The following is a 21,248-nucleotide window of genomic DNA, read 5'->3' as shown; positions in this document are numbered from 1 at the left end:
GTTCAAATCCCCGTGTCGGTGCTGAATGCCGCGCGTAGCGGCACACCGTCTTCATTGGTTTTTCCTTCGTCCCAGCTGACTTCGACGGTAGCCCGCGTGCCCGTCATGCTGACCGTGCCGCTGCCATCTGGCAGGGTGCGACGGATTTGTGCTTGCCAGAGTGTCAGGTCGTTGCGGGCAACCGGGTTGCTGCAGGCCGCGGTCGCGGTGTAACAACTTGCCAGCGCCGCTTTACGGTTGGCGCGCATGCTCTCGATGATGTCGTAGGCCAAAAATGTTGCCTGGCTGCGCTGGCTGGCCGCATGGCTGGTGCTGAGTGAAGAAATAAACAGGGCCGCCAGTGACAGCATGCCCAGCGACAGCACCAGCATGGAGATCAGTACCTCGATCAGCGAAAAGCCATGCTGCTGGCTGCGGCCCATGTATTCAGCAGGGGTCATTTTCTTTTACCGTGAGCAGGGTGAGGCGGCCATTGGCCGCCAGCTTGAGGCAGCGTGCCGCGCCGGGAACCACAACCTTCAGGCTGCCGGCTTGCTTGACGCTGCCATCCGCCAGATAGCTGATGCCGGACTTGATATTGTTTGAAGCGCTCAGACTGATGCCGGTTTTGGCCGGTGCCAGTTGCTGGATGCGCTGGGTACTGTCTTCCAGAGCCAATAAGGGCAGGGTCTGGTCGTCAAAAACCCAGATACCGGCTTCATTGCTTAATGCATTGCCCCAGCCATCCGTCAGGCAGTTGCGTGCGCTATTGCCGTCTGCCAGCGGACAGATGCTGACTTCGTGGCCACGCTTGATGGCTTCCGAGCGCGCCAGATTCAGCGCACTGACCAGACTCTGGCTGGCACTTTTTGCTTTGTGGTTGGCGACCATTGGGCCGAAAGCAGGCAGTGCCATTGCCAGCATAATGGCCAGAATGGACAGGGTGAGCAGGAGCTCAATCAGGGTAAGCCCCTGTGCAGGCTGCTTGGCGAAATGGACTGTGTGCAAAAGGCTTGGCTCTGTTCTGTATATGGCTCGGACAGGCGATGGACTCGGGTGAGGCAATGCCGCCTGGCCATGGCGAGATGGTGGTTTGTGCAGTCGCAATGCAATATAAACAGCATACATTGTAAGGTTATGCTTGCTATCTGAATATGAGGTGCATCAAATAACGAGCATATTGGCTATGTGCCGGTGGGCTTGGCGGGAGGAGGGGCGGAAGCTGATTACATGTATGCGGTAGGCCGCGTTGCTTATGTGGTCCGTAGCCATGGCGGTGACTTCCTTGCCCCTATGGCGTGCGTAGTAAAGGCCTGCCTGTTGCGCCAATTTTTGCGGCAGCACCAATCAAGGGAAATAAAGACCGGCACCGACCGGTCTTTATTTTCCTTGTACGCTATTTTCCTTGCAGTTGGCCGTGAGCGTGAAGCTTTCATCATGGCCTTGTCCCATGCCATCGATCTCGATAATCAGGCGGCTGCCTTGGTCTGCCTGACTGCTGCAGCGCCATGTATGCCAAGGGTGGCCGCCCAGGTTTGTGCACCTTCCCTGATTAATGGTCACGCGGGCATTTTGATGTACATCATTGACCATGATGAGGGTGGGCGTGGCGCACTGGGCTGGAGGCGGGATTTCCTGCGCGCTACTGCAGTCGGCCTGCGGCGAGGAGACGGCCAGCTCATTGGCTTTGCCGTCGGCATCGTTCCAGCGCACGCTGACGGTCGTCATCTGGTCTTTGCTGCTGTATTTGCATAAAAACCGGTTAAGCGGAGCGGGTGCATTGGGCGAAGGTAGAGCGAATGTGTCGCTGGCACACTGCTTGGGCTCACAGCTTTTGCGTTCTTCCAGCGCGCTTTGCGCCAGGTTGGTGGCATTGGCGTAGTCGCTGCTGTGAATTTCGCTTTGCAGCAGCATGCCTTGAAAACGTATCAGCCCCAGAATGCCCAAACTCAGCACCAGCAAGCTGACCAGTACGCCCATCAGGGTAAATCCGGCTGCTCGTGTCATGGTGTCCCTGCGCTATCTATCCAGCTGCCGGGGATGGCTTTGGCGGTTTGACTGTTTGCATCCGTCTCCAGTTGATCAAAATTGAAGCCGTTGGCCGTGCCGTAGATCGTCAACGCGCTCATGGGGCGGCCGATCAGATCACCGATAATCAGCAGATTGGCCTGCATCAGCGACAGAGCTCCCCGCATGCTGACGTCGCCCACGATCACGATATCCTGCGGCTGCCCTTTTGCATTGATAGGACAGCTTCCTTCCAGCTTGACCGGGCCTGCTATCACCCAGGGTTTGTTGCCGCCGCGCGCATCGGCGATGGCTTGCTGCAGCGCCTTGCAGTCCAGTGGCTGACCGCTGCTATTAGGCACATCAACCGCTGGTGGCTTGTCTGCCAGTGCGCCGCCCCAGTCGGGCATGCTGTCGTTGGGGCGGGGGTTGGACGAGCCGGTATCCAGATCCTCGCCGACCGGAAAGCACGATGCCGGCTGTGCGCCTGCCGAGCCATGAGCCTGGTGAATCGTGCCGAAAAAGTCGAGTTTGCCGGTGATGGCCAGTACCGGATCATGCTGGGGACTACGGCTGGTTTTGCCACCGTGCTTGCCGCAAGGCAGGGTGAGCGCCGTGACCGCTTCCAGCTGGAACAACTGCTGTACATCGACGTGATAGCCATCGTAGCTGCCCCGGCTATTGACGCGGATGCGCTTGGCCGGCAGGGGGTCGAAGCGCACCTGATAGTGGCTGTTTGCCGGTGGCGGCGTTGTTTCTGCTTGTGCCAGGCGCAGGCGGGCCGCCTCCAGCCCTTGTTCGGCATAGCCCAGCGCCTGATGGTATTTATGCTGGGCCTGGGCATTGAAGTGTTCGATCAGGACGTGACGCGAGGTGTAGAGCAAGGCCAGCGAGATCAGCGCCAGCAGCGACATCACAAGCAGCAAGGTGGCTGCGCCGCGTTGCATTTTCATGGCGTCGCCTCCTGAATAATGATCGGGTGGTTGCGCGGGGTGATGGTCGCGCCTAGCGATAGGGTGGCAAGCCCGCTTTGCTGTGCGCTCAGTGCAATATGAATGCCGTCGCGCCCGCTCTGGCTAAAGCTTAGCCCGGTCACCGAGCCTGCTGCCGGCAGGGTCAGATCCTGCCAGTCGGCATCGGGCGCATCACAATGCCAATTATCCTGGTCGGTAGCCAATTGCTGGATGCGGCCCTTGCCGTCCTGCTGTTTCAGGCGCAGAGCGTAAAAATGCGGGTCCTGCGCGCTCTCGCCGGGCGGGCTGGCATGGGCAAAGCGCAGGCAATGGCCGTTTTGTCCGATAAAAATACGGGCGTAGGGCGCCGGGTCTGCCTCGCCGGCGTAGCCTGCACGGCGCAAAAACATGGCCATGCTGCTCATGGCGCTATCCATCATGGCGCGCAGCGCAGCTTGTTGGCGGTCATGGCTGGCGTTGGTGGTGAAGTTGACGAACAGGGTCGATACCGCCAGCAGCACAAGCAGGCCGATAAGCAGGGCGATCATCATTTCCGTCAGGGTAAAGCCGAGGTGTTTTTTCATGGGCAACGGGCCTGGCTGGCGTGGATAAAGCCGGTTGGCAGCAGCTTGATGATGCTGTCGCTACAGTTTGGCTGCGTCAGCATCCAGCGGGCTTCACCTAAAGCGGTGCCCGCCGCGTTTTGCGGCAGGCCCTTGAGCGGGGAGAAACGGATCTGTGCCGGCAAGCCTTGTGTTGCCAGCGATACGCCACGGTAGTCTGCCGCACGGATGCAGGCCAGTGCCTGCGCGCAGCTTTCGTTCCTGTTCTGGCTGACAATCAGCGACCAGTCGTCACCACTACGGGTTTGCAGCCAGATGGGCTGTTGCCGCGTGATGGCCTGCTTGCGTGCAAAGCGCAGCGTATCGGTGAGCGACTCGGTCGCACCGGCCAGGCGTGCGCGGGCAAACCAGGCAGACAGGCTGGGCATGGCGAGCGCCAGCAAAATGGCCAGTACCGACAGGGTGACCAGCATTTCGATCAGGGTAAAACCGCGGCGTGTGTGCATCATCAAGCCCAGCAGGCCGCCGGCGTGCGGCGGGTTTGGGTGCCGACTTGCTCCAGACGCAAGGTCTGGCAGGCACTATCGGCTTGCTGCGCCGAGCCCGCGCGAACCTTGGCTTCTACATAAAAAGCACTGCTGGCGGCCTCGCCTGCCGGAATGCCGGTGGACAGGGTGTAGTCCCCCTGTTCGCTGGTGGCGGACTGGGCGGGTGTCAGTGCACTCAGGGAGGCGGCGTAGCTGACGTCAAAACCGCGATGGCGGATTTGCGCTTGCTGAATGCGCATGATGGCGGTTTGGGCATCGGTCCGTCGCGCCTTTTGCACATAGCCTTGATAAGCGGGCAGGGCAATGGCCGCGAGAATGCCGACGATCGCCATGGTGATGAGCAGCTCGATCAGGGTAAAGCCGGGATGTTGTTTATAAACCATGGCGATATTATCCGCGCGCTGCCGCATGGCGTGAGGGTAGCTGACGCTATCGGCTTATTTCTTGTGCTTAACATCCTCTGGTTTTAGCCGCCATTTGCATGGCTTGCTGCGGGCGCTACAAAAAATACGGCCCGCCACGCAAGATGGCGTCGCGGGCCGGCGGGTCGGGGATCAGAACAGGAAGGGCGCGATCATCTTGGTTTTGGCCACAGCAAAGATATAGGCCAGCAAGGCGAAAGAAGCGAGCAGCGCCGCCTGGCGGATCTGCGGCGTGCGCCCGCGCTTAAGGGCGATGGTGCCCAGTGCGACATAGCCGAGCAGGGCGACGATCTTGGCGACAATCCACGGCGAGGACAAGGGCCAGGCGCCCAGTACCACCAGTGCCACGGCACAGGCCAGCAGCAGGGTGTCGATAATATGCGGCAGGATGCGCGCGAGCTTGCTTTGCAGGAGCGGCGAGCCGGCCAGCATCAGCCCGGCGCGGATGGCGAACGACAGCAAAGTCAGGTAGGCAAAGCCGGCATGGGCATGTTTGAGCATCAGGTACGGGTACATATCGGGTTCCTGTTAGGCCTCGGGCATAAGGTGGAGGGGGGATGTTACACTGTCGGACCGGGTCTGATGAGAGTGTTTGCCATGTTGCATCTGTATCAATCCAACCGTCTGGAAACGCTGGGTACTTTGCTGGCCACGGTGCAACAGGCTGCGCCCTTGTCCGACCCGTTTGCCGCCGAAACCGTCCTGGTGCAAAGCCGCGGCATGGGGCGCTGGATTACGCTGGATCTGGCGAAGAAAGCCGGCATCGCCGCCCATCTCGATTTTGTGCTGCCGGCGGCGTTTGCCTGGCAGCTGATGCAAAAAGTGTTGCCGGGCCTGCCCAGAAAATCGACTTTCGCCCCCGAGGTATTGAGCTGGCGGCTGATGGCCTTGTTGCCGACGCTGAGCGGCGAGCCGTATCAGGCGCTGGCGCGCTATCTGGAGGGCGGCGAGACGGCCGCGTTCGAGCTCTCCGGCAAGGTGGCCGACATTTTCGACCAGTATCTGGTGTTCCGCCCGCAGTGGATACGGGCCTGGGAGAGGGGCGAGTTGCAGGGGCTGGGCGAAGACGAGGCATGGCAGGCCGCCTTGTGGCGGGTATTGGCCGCCGAAGATGCCACGCGTCACCGGGTGCGCCTGCTGGATGATTTTTTGTCGTCGCTGACGCGCGCCCATCTGCCCGAGCGGGTGATTCTGTTCGGCATCTCCAATCTGGCGCCCATGTATCTGGCGCTGGTCAAGCGTCTCTCCGCGCTGACCGAGGTGTTCCTATTTACCCTGAACCCGTGCGAAGCCTATTGGGGAGATCTGGTGGAGGCGCGCCACCAGCGCGACCTGTTTGACACGGAAGCGGTGGCGGCGGCGCAGGGCCATCCCTTGCTGGCTTCGCTGGGCAAGCAGGGGCGCGACTTTTTCGATCTGATTGCCGGCGATGCCGAACTGGATTCGCATCCGCTATACGACGCGGGGGAGGAGGGCAGCCTGTTATCGCGCTTGCAGCGCGATATGCTGACGCTGGCCAACCCCGGGCTTGGCAGCTATGTGCCGGCGATGCAGGCGGTCGACGACCGTTCCATCGAACTGCATGCCACCCACGGCGCGATGCGCGAGCTGGAAGTGCTCAAAGACCGGTTGCTGGCGCGCTTTGCGGCCGACAGCAGCCTGACGCCGGCCGATATCGTGGTGCTCACCCCCGACATCAATGCCTACGCGCCGTTTATCGACAGCGTATTTGGCAAGCGCAGCGATGCCGGTGCCGCCAATATTCCCTATACCATCGCCGACCGTACCGTTGCGCGCGAGCAGCCCTTGCTGGCCAGCTTTGCCGCGCTGCTGGATTTGCTCGACTCGCGTTTTGCCGCCGATGATGTGCTGTCGCTGCTGGACTGCGATGCCTTGCTGGCGCGCTTCGGTCTGACGGCGACGGATGTGCCTTTTATCCACGACTGGGTACGCGCCAGCGGCATACGCTGGGGGCGCGATGCCGCGCACAAGCGGGCGCTGGGTTTGCCGGATGATGCGCACCACACCTGGCGCTGGGGGCTGGATCGCCTGCTGCTGGGCGGCATTCTGCCTGAGGCCATGGCCGGCGACACGCGCTCGCCCCTGTTTGGCGGGCTGCTGCCGGCCGGCGGCGCCGGCGGCTCGCTCAGTGAGACACTGGCGCGCTTCGCCTCCTTGATCGAGACCCTGTTTGAGCTGGCTGAGCTGTGGCAGCAGGCGGCGACGCCACAGCTGTGGGCGACACGGCTGGGTGAGGCGGCCAATGCCTTGTTCAGCGTGAATGCCGAAGAGGAAGACGCGCTGGCGGTATTGTTTGATGCCGCCGCCGAACTGGCCGAGGATGCGACACTCGCCGCCTATAGCCAGGCGGTGGGGTTGCCTGTGGTGCGCGACTATATACAGCGCCGCCTTAAGCAGGCGTCGGGCTCGGGTTTTCTGGCCGGGCGGGTGACGTTTTGCGCCATGGTGCCGATGCGCTCGATTCCGTTTCGCGTGCTGTGCCTGATCGGCATGAATGACGGTGCGTATCCGCGCGACGAGCGCCCGGTCAGCTTCGACTTGATTGCGCGCCATCCGCAAAAGGGCGACCGTTCGCGCCGTTTCGATGACCGCTATCTGTTTCTGGAAGCCATTCTATCTGCGCGCGAGGCGTTATACCTGTCCTGGGTCGGGCGTTCGGCGCGTAGCGACGAGCCCTTGCCGCCTTCGGCGCTGGTGTCCGAGCTGCTCGATTGCCTCTGCGCCATGACCGGCACCGATGCCGGCAAAAGCTTGCTGCAACAGCATAGCCTGCAGCCTTTTGCCCGCAGCAATTATGCCGCCACGGCCGAGGCCAGTTTCGAGCCGGCCTATTATGCCGCCCTGTCCGCGCCGCGCCATGCGCCCTTGCCTTTTGCCACGCCCTTGCCGCTAACGGCGCCGCGCGTGGTGGCCTTGTCGGCCTTGATCCGTTTCTGGCAAAACCCGGTGCGCAGTTATTTGGGCGACCAGCTCGGGGTCAGGCTGGCCGCGACCCTGGAGGATATGGAAACGCGCGAGCCGTTTGCGCTGGATCGCAATAGCCGCGTGGCGGTACGCACCCCCTTGGTGGCAGCGCTGTATGCGGGCAAACCGCTGGCGCCGGTCAAGGCGCGCCTGTCCGGCATGGGCCTGTTGCCGCCGGCGGCGCTGGGCCAGGCCTGGCTTGCCGACGAGCTGGGGCAAAGTGCGCGCTTTGCCGCGCGCCTGCCGGATGAATTGGCCGATGCGACCCTGCCGCCCGAGCCGCTAGGGCTGGTGATAGGCGATTTTACCCTGGCTGGCGAATTGTCCGGCCTGCGCCCGTGCGGGCTGATTACGACCACGCCCCGGCGTGCCCATGCCGGCGAGCGCATCGCCTTCTGGCTGCGTCATCTGGTGCTGTGCGTCTTGCGCCCGGCAGGCGTGATGCCGGCCTCCTTGCTGGTGGATGACGAAGATGCGCTGGCCCTGTTGCCGGTGGATGATGCCACCGCGCAGCTGGAAGCCTGGCTGTCGTTTTATGCGCTGGGGCAGCGCGCGCCGCTGGCGTTTTTCCCGCGTACCAGCCTTGCGGCCGCCAAGGTCCTGGCTGATGACGTGACGGCGCGCGATGCGGCGCTCAGCAAAGCCTACGCCGAGTGGGACCCGAGCTTTACCGGGCGCGGCAAGTTTCCGCAAAAGAGCGAGGCGGCGGTCGAGCTGGTGTTTCGCGGCAGCGATCCCTTGCAGGACGCACAATTTTTGCAACTGGCCGAGGTGTTGCTGCTGCCCATGCTGGCCGCCTTCGATGGCAAGGAAGAAACGGAGGACGCCGCATGAAGCCGCTGGATGTCGTAGATTGCCCCTTGTCGGGCGTTAATCTGATCGAGGCTTCGGCCGGTACCGGCAAGACTTGGACCATTGCCGCGCTGTTTACCCGCTTGCTGCTGGAAGACGGCGATGCGCCCGCGCCGACCATAGACCGCATTCTGGTGGTGACCTATACCAAGGCCGCCACGGCCGAGTTGCGCGAGCGCCTGCGCGCGCGTCTGGTCGAGACGCGGCTGGCGCTGGAGTCGAGCGAAGATGCCAGCGAGCCTTTTCTGGCTGCCATGTGCGCGCGTTATGCCGCACCCGAGGCGCGCAGCCGCGCCATTGCCCGCCTGTCTGCCGCCATCAGCGGCTTTGATGCGGCGGCCATCTATACCATTCACGGCTTCTGCCAGCGCGTACTGACCGATGCCGCATTTGAAAGCGCACAGACGTTCGAAGCCGAACTGGTGGTGGACGATCTGGATGCGCTGATGGAGTTGGCCGACGATTTCTGGCGCCGGCGCGTGGTCAGGGATGCCACCCTGTCGCGGGTGCTGGCCGAAAGCGGCGAGACGCCGGATGGCTGGCTGACGGCAGTGCGTCCGCATCTGTCGCGCCCCTATCTCACCGCGGTGCGCCCGCCGGCGGTGGATTTGGAGGTGGTGCTGGGGGCGCAGGATGCGGCATGGCAGGCGCTCAAGGCGGCCGCTGTCGACGAGGGGCTGGCGGTCTTTACCGGCACGCAGGGGTATAAAGCCACCAGCTACAAGCCGGCCATTGTTGCGCATATTGCCCGCCTGCTAAAACGCATGCTGGCGGCCGATAGCGCGCCGTCCCTTTTGTCCGAGGCCGATCTGAAAAACCTGCTCAAGCTGACGCCGGACAGTTTAAGCGGGGCTATGAAAAAGGGCTTTGTGCCGCCCGAGCATCCGCTGTTTGCCCTGGTGGAGGCGTGGCTTTTGTGCGCCAGCGCCTTGCGTCAGGGGGTGGAGCATGCGGTGATCCGCCTCAAGCTGGAGCTGATTGACTGGATCAATGCCGAGCACGAGCGCGTGCGCGCCAATAAGCGCAGGCGCAGCTTCGATGATTTGCTGACCGATCTGTATGGCGCACTGAACGAGAAAACCAGCGGACCTTTGCTGGCGAGCCATGTGGCGCGCAGCTTTCAGGTGGCGCTGATTGACGAGTTTCAGGACACCGACCCCATCCAGTACGATATTTTCCGCCGCTGCTTTGTCGAGGCACGGCCGCAGCCGCCGGTGTTTCTGGTGGGCGACCCCAAGCAGGCGATCTACAGCTTTCGCGGGGCCGATATTTTTGCCTATCTTGCCGCGCGCAGCGATGCCAGCCACCACTACACGCTGGACACCAACCGCCGCTCGTGCGAGGCGCTGGTCGAGGCGGTCAATACCCTGTTTGCCCGCCCCAATCCTTTTGTGCTGGAAGACATCCGCTACTACCCGGTCAATGCCGACAGCCAGCAGCGCGGGCGTCTGGAAGTGGATGACGATCAGTCACCGTTTACCGTGTTGTGGCAGGACAATGACGCGCCCAAGGCGCAAGGCAAGGAGGGCGCCGGCGAGTGGGCGGCGGCCGTCTGTGCCGACGAAATCGCCCGCTTGCTGAATCTGGCGGCAGAAGGGCGGGCGCGGATTTTCAAGGGCGACAACGGCCGCGCCCTGTCCGGTGGCGATATGGCGGTGCTGGTGGCTACCCACCGTCAGGGCGAGAGCATGCGCCAGGCGCTGCGCCTGCGCGGCATCGCCAGCGTGGCCTTGACACAGGAGAGCGTATTTTCCAGCCTGGAAGCGCGCGAGATGCTGGCGCTGTTGCGCGCCTGGGCCGAGCCTGCCAGCGAGGGACGCTTGCGCGCGGCGCTGGCGACTTCGCTGTACGGGCTGGATGCGCAGGCGCTGTTTGCCCTGGCCGAAGACGAGGAAGCGTGGGAAGCTTGCCTGCGCCTGAATCGCGAAGACTTCGAGCGCTGGCAGGAGCAGGGCTTTATGGCGGCCTGGCGCGGCTTTTTTGCCCGCAGTGCGCTGGCGCTACGGCTCTTGCCGCAAGAAGGCGGCGAGCGCCGGCTGACCAATCTTGCCCATCTGTCCGAACTGATCCAGCAGCAAAGCGAAGAAAAAAGCGCCCTGTCGCCGCTATTGGCCTGGTTTGAAGGGCGCGTCGCCCATCCGCCCGCTGGCGAAGAGGCGGTCTTGCGGCTGGAAAGCGATGCCCAGCTGGTCAAGATCGTGACCATTCATACTTCCAAAGGCCTGCAATACCCGCTGGTGTTCTGTCCCTTCTTGTGGGACGGCAAGCTGGACGCCGCCGATACCCCGTTCTGGCGTTACCACGCCTCCGGCCAGACCTTGCTGGTTCCCGATGGTCTGGCTGATGAGGCGGCGCGCGCCGCTTCGCGCCAGGAAACGCTGGGCGAAAAGCTGCGTCTGCTGTATGTCGCGCTGACCCGCGCCCAATACCGTCAGGTGATCTGTTGGCGCCATGTGTCGGGTATGGAAAGCGCGGCGCTGTCCTGGCTATTGCATGCTGCCGCTATCGATTCGCTGGCCGAGCTGTCGCGCCTCAAGCTGGACGAGATCACGCTTAAAGATGATCTGGCCGACCTGTGCCAAAGGGGGGGCGGCGCATTTTCCCTGTTGCCGGCGCCGCGCTTGCGCACCGATTGCCTGGCCCCCGCGCCCGAGGGCGAGAGGCTGTCGCTGTCGGTGCTGCCGCGTACGCTGTATACGCCGTGGCGGGTCACCAGCTTTACCGCGCTGACGGCAAAAACCCCGGCGCGTCTGGCGGAAAAACCCGACCACGATCAGGGCGCGCTGCAACTGGCGGAGGTCGACGACAGCGTGCCGTTTAACCGCTTCAGCTTCCCGCGCGGGGCCCGTCCCGGCACCTGTTTGCATGCGGTCTTCGAGTCTATCGATTTTCAGTGGGGCGAGGCGCGCATACGCGAGGTCGCCGCCCATACGCTGGCGCGTTTCGGCTTTGCCGAACACTGGCTGGACGCGGTGTGCGATATGGTGGCGCGCACGCTGGATGCACCGTTGGATGCGGGCGTGTGTCTGCGCCAGGTGCCGGCGGGGCAGCGTCTGGTCGAGCTGAATTTCACCCGGCCCTTGGCGCGGCTGTCTGTGTCGCGCCTGCGCCGCGTGCTGACCGACCCGGCCATGGGCTTGGCCGAGCCCTTGCGCGCTGCGGCATCGACGCTGGACTTTCATACGGTGGAAGGCTTTCTCACCGGTGCCATCGACCTGGCATGCGTGATAGACGGGCGCTGGTTTCTCGTCGATTACAAATCCAACCATCTGGGCGAACACGCCGCCGATTACGCGCCCGAACGCCTGGCGCACGAGATCGCGCATGCGCACTACTACCTGCAATACCTGATCTACTGCGCCGCGCTCAAGCGCTATCTGGCCAGTCGCGGCATTGCGCTGGATGGACAGTTCGGCGGCGTGCGTTACCTGTTTTTGCGCGGACTGGACGGGGCCGGTAACGGTGTCTGGCGCGATAAGCCAAGCGCGGCCCTGATCGCGGCGCTGGATGGGTGTTTTGATGGGGAGTAGGGCGTAGGGAGTAGGGAGTAGGGAGTAGGGAGTAGGGAGTAGGGAGTAGGGAGTAGGGAGTAGGGAGTAGGGAGTAGGGGGGGGGCACTCACTACTCCCCACTCCCCATTTTCCACTCCCCCAACAACAAGGAATCCATATGTTTGAATCTGCCGAAATCGGCCACCGTATCAGCAAAGCCGACTGGAACGTGCGGGTACCGGCGCTGCGCGAAGCCTTGCTGGATGCGCAGTACGAGCTGAAGCAGGCGCCCAACTTTCCGGTGCTGATCCTGATTCACGGCTTCGATGCTGCCGGGCGTGGCGAGACGCTCAATCTGGTCAATGAATGGCTGGACCCGCGCCTGATTCATACCGTTGCGTTTGATACCCCCAATGACGAGGCACGGTCGCGGCCGTGGATGTGGCGCTACTGGCGCGAGCTGCCGCCCAAGGGAAGGCTGGGGATTTTCTTTGGCTCCTACTATTCGGACACGCTGTTTGACCGCACCGAAGAGGAGATAGACAGTGCCGAGCTGGATAAGCAGATCGCCGACATCCTGCGTTTCGAGCGCATGTTGTCCAATGATGGTGCGCTGATTCTCAAGTTCTGGTTCCATCTGTCCAAGGATGCGCAAAAGTCGCGGCTGAAGGCGCTGCAAAAAGATCCCAAGACCGCATGGCGGGTGAGCGACAAGGACTGGAAGCATTACGCGCTGTACGACAAATTGCGCAAGCATGCCGCCCATATGTTGCGTCTGACCAATACTTCCTATGCGCCGTGGGTGGTGGTGGATGGCACCGATCACTACTACCGCAGCCTGGCGGTGGGCGAGGCGATTCTGGCCGCCATTCGCGCCCGTCTCGATCTGCCGCATGTGTTTTTGCCGCGCAGCGACAGCCCGCCCTTGCCGCAAGCCATAGACCACAAGTTGCTGCTGGATACGCTGCAACTGGATCGCGAACTGGAAAAAGAAGATTACAAGGATAAGCTGGACGCCTTGCAGGGGCGGCTGAACCGCCTGACGCGCGACGCGCGCTTTGCCGCCCATTCGCTGGTGCTGGTGTTTGAAGGCAATGACGCAGCCGGCAAGGGCGGCTGCATACGGCGGGTGACGCAGGCGCTGGATGCACGCCGTTACCGGGTGATGCCGGTGGCTGCACCCAGTGACGAAGAGGCGGCACAGCCCTGGTTGTGGCGCTTCTGGCGCCATGCGCCGGGCAAGGGCCATACCGCGATTTTCGACCGTTCATGGTATGGCCGGGTGCTGGTGGAAAGGGTGGAGGGTTTTTGTGCCGCGCAAGACTGGATGCGCGCTTATTACGAGATCAATGATTTCGAGCACCAGTTGGTGGCCGATGGCGCCATTGTGCTCAAGTTCTGGCTGGCGACCAGCCCCGAAGAGCAGCTCAAGCGTTTCGAGGCGCGCGAAAAAACCGGCTTCAAACGCTTCAAGATTACCGCCGAAGACTGGCGCAACCGCGAGCGCTGGGATGATTACAAGCTGGCGGTGTGCGACATGATAGACCGCACCAGCACCACCCATGTGCCGTGGACGCTGGTGGAAGCCAATAACAAACACTATGCGCGCATCAAGGTGTTGCAGACCGTATGCGATGCGCTGGAGGCCAGACTCGATGCCCAGCCTGAACCATGAAGAACGCTCTGACGACGTCTTGCCCGGCGTGTTGTCCGGCCTGATGCGCAGGCTGGATCCCGGCTTGGGCGAGGCGGCGTCCGCCGCGATTGATGCGCTGGTGCGCGCCAACCGTGCAGGCCATGTGTGCCGGCGCGTGCTCGATGGCGAGAGCCGGCGCGAACTGATGGCAAGCTCGCTTGTCGCGCGCGCCGGCGCTTATGCGCCTTTGGTGCTGGACGAGGGCGAGCGCCTCTATTTCGCCCGACACTGGTGGTTTGAAAAAGAACTGGCAGCCCGGCTCGCGGCACTGGCAGCACACAAGAGCGAAGTTGATCCTGCGCGGGTGCGCGCCTTGCTGGATGCGCTATTTGCGCCGACGGATGAAGGCGCGGCCGATCGGCAGCGCCTGGCGGCGGCACTGGCGGTGCGCCAGCATCTACTGGTGATTTCCGGCGGGCCTGGCACCGGCAAGACCACCACCGTGGTGCGCCTTTTGGCCATGCTGGCGGCCTTGTCGCCGCGCCCTCTGGTGATGGGCATGGCGGCGCCAACCGGCAAGGCCGCTGCGCGCCTGTCCGAATCGATGCGCGGCGCGCGCGCGGCACTGGATGTTGCCCCCGAGGTCAAGGTGCAGTTGCCGGACGAGGCGCAGACGCTGCACCGCCTGATCGCTCTGGTGCCGGGGCGCGATGCACCGCGTTATCACGCCGGCAATCCGTTGCCGCTGGATGTGCTGGTGATAGACGAAGCCTCGATGGTGGATCTGACCCTGATGCACGACACGGTGGCCGCTTTGCCTGGCCATGCGCGGCTGATCCTGCTGGGCGACCGTGACCAGCTGGCTTCGGTTGACCCGGGTGCGGTGCTGGGCGATGTGGCCGCGCGCGAAGCATGGTGTGCCTCGACGCTGGCCTGGCTGGCTAAGGCTGGTCTTGCCGCGCCGGGCGAGGCGGGGGAGGCGCAAAGCCTGTCGGACGCGGTAGTCTTTCTGACCCGCAGCCACCGCTTTGGCGAAAAAAGCGGCATTGGCCGTCTGGCGCGGGCGGTCAATAGCGGCAACGAAGCGGCGGTGCTGGCTTTGCTGGCCGATAGCGCCTACCCCGATATCGAGTGGCAGGCGCATATCGCGCCGGACGAAGAAGCGCATTACCGCGAGCGCGCGGCGTATTTTGCGCTGGCGCATGGCGGCGCCGCGCCGGCCGAGGTGTTTGCCGAATTCCTGCGCTTTATGTTGCTGACCGGCGAGAAGCGCGAAGTGGCGCGGCTGAATCAGGCGGTCGAGGCTTTCCTGTTGCGCGACAGCAAGCGCGAGGCCGAGTCCGAGTGGTATGTGGGGCGGGCGGTGATGGTGCGGGAAAACGATTACAGCGTGGGCCTGTTTAACGGCGATATCGGTATTGCGCTCGCGGATGGCGACAGCCTGCGCGTGTATTTTCCGCGCGCCGACGGCAGCTTTCGCGCGGTGGCGCCGGCGCGCTTGCCCGGGCACGAGACCGCTTTTGCCATGACGGTGCATAAAAGCCAGGGCTCGGAATTTGACCGGGTATGGCTGGTGTTGCCGCAGCAATCTTCCGCCCTGTTTTCGCGCGCGCTCTTATATACCGGCATCACCCGCGCCCGCCTGCAGTGCCGGCTGATCGGGCCACAGGCGGTGCTATTGGCTGCCACTAGCCGTGTGGCCGAACGCGAGTCGGGCTTGGGGGCAAGGTTATGGCGGGATTGAACCGCTTGAATATGCTATATGTTTTTTTGCTTTTACTATAGGATACCGCGCTCTATTTATTTGTTGCGAGGGCGGTATGTTTGGCTTTGTAAGCAGCAAAACACTGGTTGGTGTCCAGCAATCCTTGCAGGATACGCAACTGCAGTGTCAGGCACTACAGACACAACTGGCCGCAGCCGGACAGGATAAACAGCTTTTGCAGGATGAATGCAATGCCTTGCGTCAGCAATTGCAGCAATTACAGGCTGGCCGCACGACCTTCGGTGACTGCCAGCAAAGCCTTGGCGATGTGCAGCAATCGCTAGTGGGATTGGCCGCTGGGCTGGATAGTGACCGTATTCGCACCGGTGACTCGGTGCAGGCGCTGGAGTCCAGCTTGGCATCGGTGTTCGAGATGATAGAAAGCTTCCGTCAGCTGGTGGATAGACAGTTGGGGATTGCTGGCGATATCCGTAATCTGAACCAGCACACCAGCAAAATCGGCAGTTTTGTCGAGCTGATTCGCGATGTGGCCGACCAGACCAACTTGCTGGCGCTCAATGCCGCCATTGAAGCCGCACGCGCCGGCGAGGCGGGACGCGGTTTTGCGGTGGTGGCCGACGAGGTGAGAAAGCTGGCCGAACGTACCAGCCAGGCCACGCGCGAGATCGGCACATTGGTGACGTCGATTGAAGGCAGCACCCATTCGACCAGCGTATTGGTCGAGGCCGCTGCCCGCGATGCAGAGCAGCATCGTTATCAGGGAGAAAGCAGCGCCGAGAGCCTGCAGGAGTTGCTGACCTTATCGCGCTGCATGCGCCAGTCTATCGGGCAGGCTGCCACTGTTTCTTTTCTCGAAGTCGCACGGCTGGATCATGTGGTGTTTAAGGTGAATATCTATAACACGATACTGAGCGGCACCGGCGCCAAAGCAGTCAGTCTGGCAGACCATCATACTTGTCGTCTTGGTCAATGGTATGAACATGGGCGCGGGAAAGAGGAGTTTTCCAATTACCCTGCGTTCCGGGAACTGCTTGGACCGCATGAGCGCGTACATATGGCCGGTCGTCAGGCACTGGAAGCACTGGCGTCGCAGCAGGGCAATGAGGTGGACCGGTATCTGGTGGAGATGGAGGCCGCCAGTCGCGAGGTCCTGGCATTGCTGACCCGACTCGGACATGAGGCCGAAGTGGATGTTGTGGCAGGCCGTGTGGGCTCTGTCGCTGCAGGTAAGGCTTTGGCATAAAAATAAGCTATAATGATGCGTTTTAAATTTTTTGGACGCATCATGCCTACCGTTGCCGAGTATCTTGAGCGTATCGCCCTGCATGATCTGTCCGACTTTGTGCCGTTGTGGGTGGCGGGCGAGGTGGTGGGGGCGGTCAACCCGCTCTGGCAGACGCGGCTGCTGTCCTGCCCGTCCGGCCTGTTTGTGGCGGTCGGCGGGGGGCTGGCTTGCCGCCTGAGCGATCACAGCCATGAAAACAGCCGCCTGCTGGATGCGGCGGCACGCGTCTGGTGCGAGGCAGGCTGGCTGACCGGCTGGCGCGACGAGAAATTCGCCTGCCATCAGGCCAATGGCCGGCCTTTGTTTCAGCTTGATCGTGCCGCTTTCCGTCCCTTGGGGCTGACCAGCCACGCCGCTCACATTAACGGCCTGACCCGGTTGGCGTCGGGCGAGGTGCGCATGTGGGTTGGGCGGCGCAGCCCGGACAAATCGTTCGAACCCAATCGTATGGATAATCTGGTCGGCGGCGGCGTGGCTGCAGGCGAGACGGTGCACGATGCCTGCCTGCGCGAAGGCTGGGAAGAAGCCGGCATCAGCACCGAGCGTCTGGCGCCACTCACGGTTGCCAGCCGTATTCTGGCCGAACGTCCGGTGGCGCGCGGCTTGCACCGCGAGTGGCTGCATGCCTTCGATTTGTGGTTGCCCGAGGGGGTGAAGCCCGCCAATCAGGATGGCGAAGTGGCCGAGCACAGCCTGCTGCCCTTGGCCGAAGTCGAAGCCTTGCTGCTGCAGGAGCGTTTTATGGCCGATGCGGCGCTGGTGGCCACCGATTGTCTGCTGCGTCTGGGCTACTGGGGCGCGCAGCAAGCGGAGATTGCCGCCGTATTTGACAGCTTGCGCCAGTGGCCGGCTACGGCGACGCCGTCCTTGCCCGCCGGCATGCCGATCTGAAGTTTGCCAGCCTCGACTGGCGGCTCAATACAGGATAATCGCCATGGCAGACACGCCAATCCGCTTTGACGATGGAGCGGGCTACGAACGCTATATGGGACAGTGGAGCCAGCTGGCCGGGGAGGTTTTTCTCGACTGGCTGGCACCGCCATCCGGCTTATGCTGGCTGGACGTCGGTTGCGGTAATGGCGCTTTTACCCACATGCTGGACGAGCGTACGGCACCTGCGGCGTTACAGGGCATCGATCCATCTGCGGCGCAGCTTGCCTTTGCCGGCCTGCGCGCAAGCTTGTCCGGTGCCGGGTTTTGTCAGGGCGACGCCATGGCCTTGCCTTTTCCTGCGGCAACATTCGACGCCGCAGTCATGCCGCTGGTGATCTTTTTCCTGGCAGAGCCGGCGCGGGGCGTGGCCGAAATGGCGCGCGTGGTGTGCCCGGGCGGAATGGTCAGCGCCTATGCGTGGGATATGCCGGGCGGCGGCTTTCCCTATCACGCCTTGCAGTCCGAGATACGCGCCCTGGGGTACACATTGTCAAAACCGCCCAGCCCCGAGGCCTCGCGGATCGAGGTATTGCACGCGCTATGGACGGCGGCGGGCTTGCTGGCTGTGGAAACATGCGCGATCACCGTAGAGCGTAGTTTTGCCAGTTTTGACGACTATTGGGCCACCGTATTATTAGGGCCCAGTGTGGCACCCTTATTGTCGGCGATGGCAGCGGAGGAGAGGGCGGTGCTGCAGGCACGCATGCGCACACGCCTGCCGGCCGATGCCAGCGGCCGTATTCTGTGCAGCGCGCGGGCCCATGCGGTGAGGGGGCGGGTGCCCGCTGGCCGGGCCTTGCCATAAACCGCTGGCGTTGTCGCGCCATTTCTTCTCTTCAGCGCGCACTTTGTGGCCATCATTCGGTCACGACTTGATATGCATCAAAATTAGCAACTACACGCTTCTTTTATATTGATCCGTCCGTATCCCTTGCCATGCCGGCCTATTTGGCTGATGGCAAGGGAGCAAGCGAAGCTTGAACAATATAGAGGAAGAAATGGCTGCCATCTCCGAGAGCGCTCCGCCACACGCGCCAAGCACCGGGTTTCTCAATACCATAGAACGGGTCGGCAACAAGCTGCCCGACATCACCATGCTGTTCCTGTACGCCTTGTTTGTGTGCTGGGGACTGTCGTGGGCCTTGTCTTTTGTCAGCTTTGACTATCGCCATCCGCTGACCGGCGACGCCATTCAGGTCGTCAATATGCTGTCGCCGGAGCAGCTGACCACCTTCGTCACCGTGATGGTGAAGAACTTCATCAGCTTCCCGCCGCTGGGCATCACCATTGTCGCCACGCTGGGTATCGGCATCGCCGAGGGTAGCGGCTTTATTCAGGTGCTGTTGAAGAAGCTGCTGAATATCACGCCGCAAAAAATCCTCACCCCGGCCGTCGTATTTATCGGCGTGCTCAGCCATATGGCGTCCGATTCGGCCTATGTGGTGCTGATGCCGGTTTCCGCCATGATGTTCTACGCCTGCGGCCGCCACCCGCTAGCCGGTATTGCGGCATCGTTTGCGGGGCTCGCCGGTGGCTTTACCGCCAGCTACACCCCGTCGACGATCGACCCGATCATGCAGGGCTTTACCCAGGGTGCTGCGCGCATCATGGACCCCGCTTACGACGTCAATGTGCTGTGCAACTACTTTGTCAGCCTGGGCGGCACCTTCGGCGTGATCGCGGTGTGCTGGTTTATTACCGACCGCATTGTCGAGCCGCGCCTGAAAGCCTCGCTACCGCTGAATAAGGAGCTGGACACCGGCAAGGATCAGGATCTGCGCTATGTCTCGCCACAAGAGAGCAAGGCCTTCCGTATTGCCGGCCTGACCATGTTGGCACTGATCGGCGCGCTGGCCCTGCTGCTGTGGCCGGAGACCTCGCTGTGGCGCGCACCGGACGGCAGTCTGACCAGCCCCAAGGCGCCGGTGATGCAGGCCATCGTGCCGCTGTTGTTCCTGATGTTTGCCATTCCCGGTCTGGTATACGGCTTTGCGGTGAAGAAATTCAAAAGCTCGAAGGACGTGACCGCGGCGATGGAAAACATCACCCGCTCGCTGATCTCGTTTATGGTGTTTGCCTTCTTCTGCGCCCAGTTTCTGTACGCGTTCGCCCAGTCCAATATCGGCACGCTGATCGCCATTTCCGGTGCCGACTTCCTGAAGGGGCTGGCCATGCCGGCCGGCTTTACCGTGTTCGGCATTATCTTGCTGACCGCCTGCCTGAACCTGGTCATCACCTCGGCTTCGTCCAAGTGGGCGATTCTGGCGCCGGTGTTCGTACCGATGCTGATGGCGGTCGGCATCTCGCCCGAGCTGACGCAGGCGGCGTTCCGCATTTCGGACTCGGCCGTTAACGTGTCGACGCCGATGTTCGCCTTCTACCCGCTGATCCTGATGTACTGCCGCCAGTACTGCAAGGATGCGGGCGTCGGCACCTTGTGCTCGATGATGCTGCCTTACACCATCGGCTTGCTGGTCGTGCTGACCGGCACGCTGTATCTGTTCTGGGGGCTGGACATTCCGCTGGGCTTCAATAGCGGCTATGTCTACCCGCCGCTGCGCTAAAGCGCAGCGGGCGGTGTGTGGAGGGGAAGGGCCTGCGGCCTGACCCCTCACCCCCATTTTGTCTTGCAAGGATTCCCGATGAAACAAGCACTACGCGAGCGCTTTTTGCGCTATGTCGCCATTTCCAGCCAGAGCGATGCCACTGCCACCACCGTGCCCAGCACTCCGGGCCAACTGGAACTGGCACGCCTGCTGGCGAGCGAACTTGAGGCTTTGGGCCTTGAGGACGTTTATATCGACGCCCACGGCATTTTGAGCGCACGCAAGCCGGGCAATCAGCCCGGGGCGCCGCGCATCGGCTTTGTCGCGCATCTGGACACGGTGGATGTCGGCATCTCGCCCGATATCCATCCGCAGCTGGTGGCGTTTGACGGCAGCGATATCTGCCTGAATGCCGATAAGGATATTTGGCTGCGCGTGGCCGAACATCCTGAAATTGCCCCGTATGCCGGCGACGAGATTCTGGTCAGCGACGGCACCAGCGTGCTGGGTGCCGACGACAAGGCGGCCATTAGCGTGGTGATGACGCTGCTGGCCAATCTGCCCGAGGTTCATGGCGATATTGTGGTGGCCTTTGTGCCGGACGAGGAAATCGGTCTGAAGGGCTCCAAGCTGCTGGATCTGGCGCGTTTCCCTGTCGATTTTGCCTACACCATCGATTGCTGCGAGCAGGGCGAGGTGGTGTACGAAACCTTTAACGCCGCCTCGGTCGAGATCGGCATCCGCGGCATTACCGCGCATCCGATGTCGGCCAAGGGCGTACTGGTTAATCCGATTCGCGTGGCGCACGACCTGATCGCGCACTTCGACCGCACCGATACGCCCGAGCATACTGACGGCCGCGACGGCTATTTCTGGGTGACCGATATGCAGGCCAACCCGAATCAGGCGACGCTGAAAATGGCGATCCGCGACTTCGATCAGGCCGCGTTCGAGGCGCGCAAGCGCTATATCGGCGAAGTGGTGGCGCTGGTGCAGGCGCGTCACCCGCGCGCGCATATCGAATATCAGGTGAATGATGTGTACGCCAATATCGTCCAGTCGCTGGGCGATGACCGCCGCGCCATCGACCTGATCTTTGCCGGCATGGCCGAACTGGGCATCGCGCCCAAGGTGATCGCCATGCGTGGCGGCACCGATGGCTCGGCCTTGTCTCCGCGCGGTGTATGCACGCCCAACTACTTCACCGGCGCGCACAACTTCCACTCGATTTACGAGTTTCTGCCGATGCAGTCGTTTGAAAAATCCTATGCGCTGACGCGGCGCATTGTCGAGCTGGCGGCCAAAGTCCAGGCATAAAAAAG

The 21,248-nt window shown here is 62.4% G+C and carries 17 protein-coding genes and 1 pseudogene; 10 read left to right on the top strand and 8 right to left on the bottom strand.

The features are described from left to right. Positions 1-2: 2 nt before the first annotated feature. The 8 genes from pilV to M3P88_RS12930 form a co-directional block, all read right to left on the bottom strand. Positions 3-440: a type IV pilus modification protein PilV gene (gene pilV / locus M3P88_RS12970; protein WP_249616428.1), complete on the bottom strand. Its 438-nt coding sequence runs from the start codon at positions 438-440 to the stop codon at positions 3-5. Beyond that, a complete protein-coding gene (locus M3P88_RS12965; protein ID WP_249616427.1) occupies positions 427-987 on the bottom strand; it encodes a GspH/FimT family pseudopilin in 561 nt (186 codons plus the stop codon). Before M3P88_RS12965 ends, pilV begins: the two co-directional genes overlap by 14 nt. A gap of 372 nt (positions 988-1,359) precedes the next feature. Continuing rightward, positions 1,360-1,986 (bottom strand): hypothetical protein, encoded by a 627-nt coding sequence (locus M3P88_RS12960; protein ID WP_249616426.1) that lies wholly within the window; start codon positions 1,984-1,986, stop codon positions 1,360-1,362. Then, on the bottom strand, positions 1,983-2,939 hold the full coding sequence (locus M3P88_RS12955) for a hypothetical protein (protein ID WP_249616425.1): 957 nt from the start codon (positions 2,937-2,939) through the stop codon (positions 1,983-1,985). Before M3P88_RS12955 ends, M3P88_RS12960 begins: the two co-directional genes overlap by 4 nt. Next, on the bottom strand, positions 2,936-3,523 hold the full coding sequence (locus M3P88_RS12950) for a prepilin-type N-terminal cleavage/methylation domain-containing protein (protein ID WP_249616424.1): 588 nt from the start codon (positions 3,521-3,523) through the stop codon (positions 2,936-2,938). The genes M3P88_RS12955 and M3P88_RS12950 overlap by 4 nt, the downstream gene beginning before the upstream one ends. After that, entirely contained in the window at positions 3,520-4,011 is a 492-nt protein-coding gene (locus M3P88_RS12945; RefSeq protein ID WP_249616423.1) for a GspH/FimT family pseudopilin, read from the bottom strand. Before M3P88_RS12945 ends, M3P88_RS12950 begins: the two co-directional genes overlap by 4 nt. Next, positions 4,011-4,433 (bottom strand): type IV pilin protein, encoded by a 423-nt coding sequence (locus M3P88_RS12940; RefSeq protein WP_283773210.1) that lies wholly within the window; start codon positions 4,431-4,433, stop codon positions 4,011-4,013. The genes M3P88_RS12945 and M3P88_RS12940 overlap by 1 nt, the downstream gene beginning before the upstream one ends. A gap of 171 nt (positions 4,434-4,604) precedes the next feature. Then, positions 4,605-4,988, bottom strand: coding sequence for a SirB2 family protein (locus tag M3P88_RS12930; RefSeq protein ID WP_249616422.1), 384 nt, complete (start codon positions 4,986-4,988; stop codon positions 4,605-4,607). A 66-nt stretch (positions 4,989-5,054) separates the two neighbouring features. Here M3P88_RS12930 and recC point away from each other — a divergent pair, with 66 nt between their 5' ends. The 10 genes and pseudogenes from recC (at position 5,055) to pepT (ending at position 21,243) form a co-directional block, all read left to right on the top strand. Beyond that, positions 5,055-8,291 carry an exodeoxyribonuclease V subunit gamma gene (recC, locus tag M3P88_RS12925; RefSeq protein ID WP_249616421.1) on the top strand — a complete coding sequence of 1,079 codons (3,237 nt, stop codon included), beginning with the start codon at positions 5,055-5,057 and terminating at the stop codon, positions 8,289-8,291. After that, positions 8,288-11,839, top strand: a complete 3,552-nt coding sequence (gene recB, locus M3P88_RS12920; protein WP_249616420.1) for an exodeoxyribonuclease V subunit beta — start codon at positions 8,288-8,290, stop codon at positions 11,837-11,839. Before recC ends, recB begins: the two co-directional genes overlap by 4 nt. A 139-nt stretch (positions 11,840-11,978) precedes the next feature. Beyond that, the gene (pap, locus tag M3P88_RS12915; protein ID WP_249616419.1) at positions 11,979-13,475 is read left to right on the top strand and encodes a polyphosphate:AMP phosphotransferase; all 1,497 of its coding nucleotides are present in this window, start codon (positions 11,979-11,981) and stop codon (positions 13,473-13,475) included. Further along, a complete protein-coding gene (gene recD / locus M3P88_RS12910) occupies positions 13,456-15,180 on the top strand; it encodes an exodeoxyribonuclease V subunit alpha (protein ID WP_249616418.1) in 1,725 nt (574 codons plus the stop codon). The genes pap and recD overlap by 20 nt, the downstream gene beginning before the upstream one ends. Before the next feature lie 499 nt (positions 15,181-15,679). Next, positions 15,680-15,934: pseudogene (locus M3P88_RS12905) on the top strand (methyl-accepting chemotaxis protein); the annotation flags it as partial. 39 nt (positions 15,935-15,973) lie between these two features. Continuing rightward, positions 15,974-16,405, top strand: coding sequence for a CZB domain-containing protein (locus M3P88_RS12900; RefSeq protein ID WP_249616470.1), 432 nt, complete (start codon positions 15,974-15,976; stop codon positions 16,403-16,405). A gap of 42 nt (positions 16,406-16,447) precedes the next feature. Continuing rightward, a complete protein-coding gene (locus M3P88_RS12895) occupies positions 16,448-17,338 on the top strand; it encodes an NUDIX hydrolase (RefSeq protein ID WP_249616417.1) in 891 nt (296 codons plus the stop codon). A 43-nt stretch (positions 17,339-17,381) separates the two neighbouring features. Continuing rightward, positions 17,382-18,185 carry a class I SAM-dependent methyltransferase gene (locus tag M3P88_RS12890; RefSeq protein ID WP_249616416.1) on the top strand — a complete coding sequence of 268 codons (804 nt, stop codon included), beginning with the start codon at positions 17,382-17,384 and terminating at the stop codon, positions 18,183-18,185. 172 nt (positions 18,186-18,357) lie between these two features. Then, positions 18,358-19,944 carry an AbgT family transporter gene (locus M3P88_RS12885; RefSeq protein ID WP_249616415.1) on the top strand — a complete coding sequence of 529 codons (1,587 nt, stop codon included), beginning with the start codon at positions 18,358-18,360 and terminating at the stop codon, positions 19,942-19,944. Between the two features lie 78 nt (positions 19,945-20,022). Continuing rightward, on the top strand, positions 20,023-21,243 hold the full coding sequence (gene pepT / locus M3P88_RS12880) for a peptidase T (RefSeq protein ID WP_249616414.1): 1,221 nt from the start codon (positions 20,023-20,025) through the stop codon (positions 21,241-21,243). Positions 21,244-21,248: the final 5 nt, after the last annotated feature.

Origin of the sequence: Craterilacuibacter sp. RT1T (genome assembly GCF_023502145.1) — a bacterium.
In the GTDB taxonomy this organism is placed as follows: domain Bacteria; phylum Pseudomonadota; class Gammaproteobacteria; order Burkholderiales; family Chromobacteriaceae; genus Craterilacuibacter.
This window is presented reverse-complemented; position numbering and strand designations above follow the sequence as displayed.

Coding starts and splice junctions, on each gene's coding strand:
- M3P88_RS12955 (WP_249616425.1), bottom strand. CDS start 2,939: ATGAAAATGCAACGCGGCGCAGCCACCTTGCTGCTTGTGATGTCGCTG.
- recD (WP_249616418.1), top strand. CDS start 13,456: ATGCCCAGCCTGAACCATGAAGAACGCTCTGACGACGTCTTGCCCGGC.
- pilV (WP_249616428.1), bottom strand. CDS start 440: ATGACCCCTGCTGAATACATGGGCCGCAGCCAGCAGCATGGCTTTTCG.
- pap (WP_249616419.1), top strand. CDS start 11,979: ATGTTTGAATCTGCCGAAATCGGCCACCGTATCAGCAAAGCCGACTGG.
- pepT (WP_249616414.1), top strand. CDS start 20,023: ATGAAACAAGCACTACGCGAGCGCTTTTTGCGCTATGTCGCCATTTCC.
- recC (WP_249616421.1), top strand. CDS start 5,055: ATGAGAGTGTTTGCCATGTTGCATCTGTATCAATCCAACCGTCTGGAA.
- M3P88_RS12950 (WP_249616424.1), bottom strand. CDS start 3,523: ATGAAAAAACACCTCGGCTTTACCCTGACGGAAATGATGATCGCCCTG.
- recB (WP_249616420.1), top strand. CDS start 8,288: ATGAAGCCGCTGGATGTCGTAGATTGCCCCTTGTCGGGCGTTAATCTG.
- M3P88_RS12940 (WP_283773210.1), bottom strand. CDS start 4,433: ATGGTTTATAAACAACATCCCGGCTTTACCCTGATCGAGCTGCTCATC.
- M3P88_RS12900 (WP_249616470.1), top strand. CDS start 15,974: ATGCGCCAGTCTATCGGGCAGGCTGCCACTGTTTCTTTTCTCGAAGTC.
- M3P88_RS12930 (WP_249616422.1), bottom strand. CDS start 4,988: ATGTACCCGTACCTGATGCTCAAACATGCCCATGCCGGCTTTGCCTAC.
- M3P88_RS12895 (WP_249616417.1), top strand. CDS start 16,448: ATGCCTACCGTTGCCGAGTATCTTGAGCGTATCGCCCTGCATGATCTG.
- M3P88_RS12945 (WP_249616423.1), bottom strand. CDS start 4,011: ATGATGCACACACGCCGCGGTTTTACCCTGATCGAAATGCTGGTCACC.
- M3P88_RS12890 (WP_249616416.1), top strand. CDS start 17,382: ATGGCAGACACGCCAATCCGCTTTGACGATGGAGCGGGCTACGAACGC.
- M3P88_RS12960 (WP_249616426.1), bottom strand. CDS start 1,986: ATGACACGAGCAGCCGGATTTACCCTGATGGGCGTACTGGTCAGCTTG.